This window comes from Clavibacter sp. MX14-G9D (assembly GCF_032917815.1).
GTDB classification, from domain to species: Bacteria; Actinomycetota; Actinomycetes; order Actinomycetales; family Microbacteriaceae; genus Clavibacter; species Clavibacter michiganensis_K.
In genome coordinates, this window is record NZ_JAVCVL010000153.1 from 1 (window position 1) to 6,785 (window position 6,785).

A 6,785-nucleotide genomic window follows, 5' to 3' on the forward strand; every position below is an offset into this window, starting at 1 on the left:
CCCGCGCCCGACGCCGCGCCGCGCTCCGAGCCGGCCGCCGCCGCGACCGCGCCCGAGCCGACGGCCCCCGAGCCCGCCGAGGACGACTACGTCCCCGTCATCGGCCGCATCCCGATCCTGTCGCTCACCCCGCAGATCGAGGACGACCTCTGGCCCGCCAAGTCCTTCGTCCACGACGTCGTCCCCTTCGGCGCGACGATCTTCCGCGAGGGCCACGACCTCATCGGCGCCGACGTCGAGCTCACCGACCCCGCCGGGCGGACGACCGCGCACCGCATGTCCCTCGACGCCGCGAAGCCGGGCCTCGACCGATGGACCACCCGCGCGCAGCTCGAGTCCCAGGGCGTCTGGACGTGGCGCGTGAGCGCCTGGTCGGACGACTACGGCACCTGGCTGCACAACGCCGAGATCAAGGTCCCCGCGGGCCTGGACGTCGACGTCATGCTCGCGCTCGGCGCCGAGCTCCTCGAGCGCGCCGCGGCGGACGACGCCCGCACGCCCGAGGACCAGGGCGTCCTCCGCGACGCGCTCGCCGGCCTCGCCGACACCGGCCGCACGGCCGAGGAGCGCCTCGCCGCCGCCACCTCGCCCGCCGTGCACGCCGCCATCGACCGCGTGCCGGTCCGCAGCCTCGTGACCCTCTCCCCCGAGCGGACGATCGTGGTGGAGCGCGAGCGCGCCGCCGTCGGGTCCTGGTACGAGTTCTTCCCCCGATCCGAGGGCGCCGTCCAGCACGCGGACGGCTCCTGGACGAGCGGGACCTTCCGGACCGCGGCCGACCGCCTCCCGGCGATCCGCGACATGGGCTTCGACGTGGTCTACATCCCGCCGGTGCACCCCATCGGCCGCACGAACCGCAAGGGCCCGAACAACACCCTCACGGCGGGACCGCACGACCCGGGCTCGCCCTACGGCATCGGCTCCGAGGACGGCGGGCACGACAGCATCCACCCCGAGCTCGGCACGGCGGACGACTTCCGCGCGTTCGTCGACGCGGTCGCGGCGCATGGCATGGAGCTCGCGATCGACATCGCGCTGCAGGCCTCCCCCGACCACCCGTGGGTCACGACGCACCCGGAGCTGTTCACGACGCTGCCCGACGGCTCGATCGCCTTCGCGGAGAACCCGCCGAAGAAGTACCAGGACATCTACCCCCTGAACTTCGACAACGACCCGGAGGGGTCGTACCGGGAGATGCTCCGCGTCATGCGGGTGTGGCTCGGCCTCGGCGTCAAGATCTTCCGCGTCGACAACCCGCACACCAAGCCGCTCGTGTTCTGGGAGCGCCTCATCCACCAGGTGATGCGCGACGAGCCCGACGCGATCTTCCTCAGCGAGGCCTTCACGCGTCCCGCGATGATGCGCACCCTCGCCAAGATCGGCTTCCAGCAGTCGTACACGTACTTCACCTGGCGGAACACGAAGAAGGAGCTCGAGGAGTACCTCACCGAGGTCAGCCACGAGACGAGCGACTACCTGCGCCCGAACTTCTTCGCGAACACGCACGACATCCTCACGCCGTACCTGCAGTTCGGCGGGCGGGCCGCGTACCGCATCCGCGCGGCCATCGCGGCGACCTCGTCGCCGTCGTGGGGCATCTACTCCGGCTACGAGCTGATCGAGAACGTCGCGCGCCCCGGCGCCGAGGAGAACATCGACAACGAGAAGTACGAGTTCAAGCCCCGCGACTGGGCGCGCCAGGAGGAGCTCGGCGGCTCCATCGCGGCGGAGATCACGCGCCTCAACGAGATCCGCCGCGCGCACCCCGCGCTCCGCCAGCTGCGGAACCTCGACGTCCACTGGAGCGACGACGACTCGATCCTCGTGTACTCCAAGCACCTCGCGGCCGAGCACACGGGCACCGGCGAGGCCGACACGGTCATCGTGGTCGCCAACGTCGACCCGCACTCGGCGCGGGAGACGCAGGTCTTCCTCGACCCGACGCGCTTCGGCCTCGCGGAGGACGCCGTGTTCGACGTCGAGGACCTCCTCACGGGCGACGTCTACACCTGGTCGACCTCCAACTTCGTCCGGCTCGACGCGTTCACGCACCCCGTGCACGTGCTCCGGGTCCACCCGACCGCATCGAAGGGATGACGGACATGACCGACACCACCCCCCAGCAGGACCCCCGCGACGAGAGCGCCCCGGCCCCGCGGGACGGCGCCGACGTCGTCGTGCCGCCGGCCGCCGAGGCCGACCCCGCGCGCGGCGCGGACGTCACGGTCGACCACGACGCGGCCACCGCCGCGGCATCGGCCGGCGCGCCCTCCGGATCCGGCTCCTACGCGGCCCCCCTCCCCGAGGTGGCCGACCACGACCTGCGCGCCGTCGCCGAGGGCGTCCACTCCGGACCGCACTCCGTCCTCGGCCAGCACCCCGTGGGCGACGACCTCGTCGTGGTCCGCGCCCTCCGGCCCCTCGCCGAGGGCGTCGCCGTGCTCCTCGCCGGCGGTGACCGCGTCGAGCTCGCGCACCTCGGGCACGGCGTCTGGCAGGGCGCGCACGCGCTCGGCCTCCAGGACTACGAGGTCGAGGCGCGCTACTCCGACGGCGGCACGTGGACCTCCGACGACCCGTACCGCTTCCTCCCCACGGTCGGTGACCTGGACCTGTACCTGTTCGGCGAGGGCCGGCACGAGCGCCTCTGGGACGTCCTCGGCGCCCAGCACCGCGAGCACTGGGGCGTCGCCCGCACCTACGTCGGCGTCGCGTTCGCCGTGTGGGCGCCGCACGCCCGCGCCGTCCGCGTCATCGGCGGGTTCAACGGGTGGGACGGCGTCCAGCACGCCATGCGCCGCCTCGACGGCAACGGCGTGTGGGAGCTCTTCGTCCCGGGCGTCGAGCCCGGCGTCTCGTACAAGTTCGAGATCCTGACGCAGGCGGGCCACTGGATCGAGAAGGCGGACCCCATGGCCCGCATGACCGAGGTCCCGCCCGCCACCGCGTCGCGCGTCGAGACCAGCGAGTACCGCTGGGACGACGCCGCCTGGCTCGAGCAGCGCGCGGCGCGCGATCCGCACGAGTCCCCCATGAGCGTGTACGAGATGCACCTCGGGTCCTGGCGTCCCGGCCTCGGCTACCGCGAGGTCGCCGGGGAGCTCGTCGCGTACCTGCAGGAGCTCGCCTACACGCACGTGGAGTTCCTGCCCCTCGCGGAGCACCCGTTCGGCGGGTCCTGGGGCTACCAGGTGTCCGGCTACTACGCGCCCACGTCGCGCTTCGGCAGCCCGGACGACCTCAAGCACCTCATCGACACCCTGCACCAGGCGGGCATCGGCGTCATCGTGGACTGGGTCCCGGCCCACTTCCCGAAGGACGCGTTCGCGCTCGCGCAGTTCGACGGCCAGCCGCTCTACGAGCACACCGACCCGCGTCGGGGCGAGCAGCAGGACTGGGGCACCCTCGTCTTCGACTTCGGCCACTCGCAGGTCCGCAACTTCCTCGTCGCGAACGCGCTGTACTGGTTCGAGGAGTTCCACGTCGACGGACTCCGGGTCGATGCCGTGGCGTCGATGCTGTACCTCGACTACTCGCGCGAGGAGGGCCAGTGGCTCCCCAACGTGCACGGCGGTCGCGAGAACCTCGAGGCCATCAGCTTCCTCCAGGAGGTGAACGCCACCGCGTACCGCACCCACCCGGGCGTCGTCATGATCGCCGAGGAGTCCACCAGCTTCCCGGGCGTCACGCGCCCCACGAGCGACGGCGGCCTCGGCTTCGGGCTCAAGTGGAACATGGGCTGGATGCACGACACGCTCGACTACTCGGCCGTCGACCCCATGTACCGCGCCTACCACCACGGCCAGATCACGTTCTCGATGGTCTACGCGTACACCGAGAACTTCCTCCTCCCGATCAGCCACGACGAGGTCGTGCACGGGAAGGGCTCGCTGTTCGGCAAGATGCCGGGCGACCACTGGCAGAAGCTCGCCAACGTGCGCGCCTACCTGTCCTTCATGTGGTCGCACCCGGGCAAGCAGCTGCTGTTCATGGGCCAGGAGTTCGGGCAGCCGTCCGAGTGGAGCGAGGAGCGCGGGCTCGACTGGTGGATCCTCGACCAGCCCGTCCACCGCGCCCTCTTCGACCTCGTGGGCTCGCTCAACCGCACCTACGTCGACACGCCCGCGCTCTGGGCGCTCGACAACGACCCGGCGGGCTTCGAGTGGATCGACGCGGGCGACGCGCAGCGCAACGTCCTCGCGTTCCTCCGCCGCGACCGCGAGGGCAACCAGGTCGCCGTGGTGCACAACTTCTCGGGTGCGCCGATCTCCGGCTACCGGCTGGGACTGCCGCAGGCGGGCGTGTGGGAGGAGATCCTCAACACGGACGCGGAGCAGTTCGGCGGGTCCGGCGTCGGGAACCTCGGTGCCGTGCACGCGGGCGACGACGGCTGGCACGGACGCCCGGCGTCGGCGGAGCTCACGCTCCCGCCGCTCGCGGGACTCTGGCTGCGCCTGCGCCAGGACCCGGCCGACCTCGTGGCCGTCGCGGCGCCCGCGCACGCGGCGCCGGACGCCGACGAGTCGCGCGCCGACGGCACGCCCTTCGGCGGCGTCGAGGACGCGGCCGTGCTGCCGCAGTCCTCCGACGAGCGGCCGCCCGTCGAGGCGCTGTCCGCGACGGACGACGCGCCAGCCTCGGACGACGGCACCCCGCCGGTGCCCACGGTCTGACCCGCCCCGCACGACGACGGCGCCGCATCCCCTCGGGGGTGCGGCGCCGTCGTCGTGCGGGCAGCAGGCGCGTCAGTACAGCAGGCGCGTCAGGCGGCGGCGGGCGACGGCGACCCGCGGGTCGTCGAGCCCGACGACCTCGAAGTGCTCCAGGAGCCGCTGGCGCACCGCCTCGCGACCGTCGGCGTCGAGGGACGGGAACAGCTCCAGGAGCCGGTCGAACGCGTCCTCGACGTGCCCGCCCGACAGATCGAGGTCGGCGACGAGGAGCTGCGCGTCGACGTCCGCCGGCGCGGCGGCCGCCGCCGCGCGGATCTCCTCGGCGGTCGTGCCGTCGAGGCGGTGGAGGAGGCTGACCTGCGCGAGACCCGCGACCGCGAGGGCGTCGCGGGGGTTCTGCGCGATCGCGGTGCGGTACTCGGCCGCGGCGGCCGCGTAGTCCCCCTGTTCGATGTGGGCGTAGGCCTCGGCGTGGTGCGGCGGCAGCGGCTCCTCGACCGGAGCGGCGGGCACGTCGGATCCGCCGGGCGCCGTGGCGGTCCCCGTCACGCCGTTCTGCTGCGCGAGCTCCAGCACCTGCTGGATGACGTCGCGCACCTGGTCCTCGGGGATCACGCCCGCGAACAGGCCGACGGGGCGCCCGCCGATGAGCGCGGCCACGGTCGGCACGGTCTGCGCCTGGAACGCCTGCCCGAGCTGCGGGCTCTGGTCCACGTCGATGCGGACGAGGAGGACCCGGCCGCCCTGCTCGGTGACGACGCGCTCCAGCACGGGCGACAGCTCCCGGCTGGACGCCAGCCCCGTGGAGACGAGCTCGACGATGACCGGGACGACCGAGGAGATGTCGAGGAACTGGGTGAAGGTGGCGTCGTCGGCCGCGAGCACGAGGCCGGGGACGTCGACCGTCTGCGGCGTGCCGGGCGCACCGGGCGCACCCGACGGCGCTCCGGGCGACGCCGGCGCCGCGGCGGGCGCGGCACCGCCCGGAGCCGCGGCGGGCGCGCGGTTCACGAGCGAGGACAGGTCGACGGCGCCGCGGAGGCTCGCGGCGGAGGGGGGCACGTTCGTCATGGGAGCTCCTTGGCCGAGGTGATGTGGGTGCTGGAGGCGTACAGGCGGATCTTCTCGCCCGAGTTCACGGGCGGCACGTACATGAGCATCTGCGCCGTGCGGACGGTGTCGAAGCCCTTGGCCGAGTCGGTGAGGCCCGTGATCGCCTGGACCTCGGGGTTGGCGTTGACCTTCGCGCCCTCCGTCGTGGGCTTCGCCACGATCCCGAGCTGCACGGTCACGCTCACGAGGGCGCCGGACTCAACCGTCGACATCGCGACGGGCGTCGCCGTGTCGGCCGTCGCGGCGAACTCGACGGTGCCGGTCTCGCCGATGGAGGCCGGAAAGTCGACCTTCCGCTTGGCGTCCTGCGCCCGCACGCCGTCGTCCGTGGCGTCGAACAGGTCGGCGTACTGGCTGCCGTCCCCGTTGTTCAGCACGTCCGCGTACGCCTCGGACAGCTGGTCGGGCTGGAGGGCGAGCAGCTTCACGTCCGCGGCCAGGCGGGCCGCGCCGATGGCGGCGGGGGCGACGTCCGGGAGCGCGGCCGTGGTGCTGACGGGCATGGCGTAGACGACGCGGTAGTTCTCCCGCGGGCTGTCCTGCACGAGCGTCAGGGAGAGGGTGGGCGCGTCGTCGGCGTCGGGGTCCTTGACGACGGCGGCGATCGTCCGCGGCCAGGTCAGCGTCGCCTGCGGGAGCGTCAGCTGCAGGTCCCCCGCGGGGATGGCCGGGACCGCCTGGATGTCCGGCTCGGCCTTCCGCACCTGGTAGTCGGAGGTGCGCTCCTGGAGCGCGGGACCGGCGAACCGCGGAGCGAGGGTCGCGGCGTCGAGGGACTCGTCGGCGGTGGCGGCGACCTCGGCGACGCGGGAGACGATGCGCTCCGCCTGGTCCTCGGTCACGACGGGCGGGTCGGCGTCCTCCGCCTCGCGCGCGGCGTCGAGCGACGACGACGGCGTGGGGGTCGCGGTCGACCCGACGCCCGCGGCGAGGTCGGCGGGCGCCCCCTGGGCGGTGCAGCCGCCGAGCGCGAGGCCGGTGACGACGAGGACGGGCAGC

General features: G+C 73.3%; 3 protein-coding genes and 1 pseudogene. 2 read left to right on the forward strand and 2 right to left on the reverse strand.

Annotation, left to right across the window (positions count from 1 at the left end; all coding sequences use genetic code 11):
* A partial coding sequence (locus tag Q6969_RS11615; protein ID WP_317230583.1) for an alpha-1,4-glucan--maltose-1-phosphate maltosyltransferase occupies positions 1 to 2,097 on the forward strand: 2,097 nt, incomplete at its 5' end.
* A complete protein-coding gene (glgB, locus tag Q6969_RS11620; RefSeq protein ID WP_317230584.1) occupies positions 2,094 to 4,673 on the forward strand; it encodes a 1,4-alpha-glucan branching protein GlgB in 2,580 nt (859 codons plus the stop codon). The genes Q6969_RS11615 and glgB, both read left to right, overlap by 4 nt.
* A 72-nt stretch (positions 4,674 to 4,745) precedes the next feature.
* Here glgB and Q6969_RS11625 read toward each other — a convergent pair whose 3' ends face one another.
* On the reverse strand, positions 4,746 to 5,744 hold the full coding sequence (locus Q6969_RS11625; protein ID WP_317230585.1) for a tetratricopeptide repeat protein: 999 nt from the start codon (positions 5,742 to 5,744) through the stop codon (positions 4,746 to 4,748).
* A pseudogene (locus Q6969_RS11630) lies at positions 5,741 to 6,785 on the reverse strand (hypothetical protein); the annotation flags it as partial. The gene Q6969_RS11625 and the pseudogene Q6969_RS11630, both read right to left, overlap by 4 nt.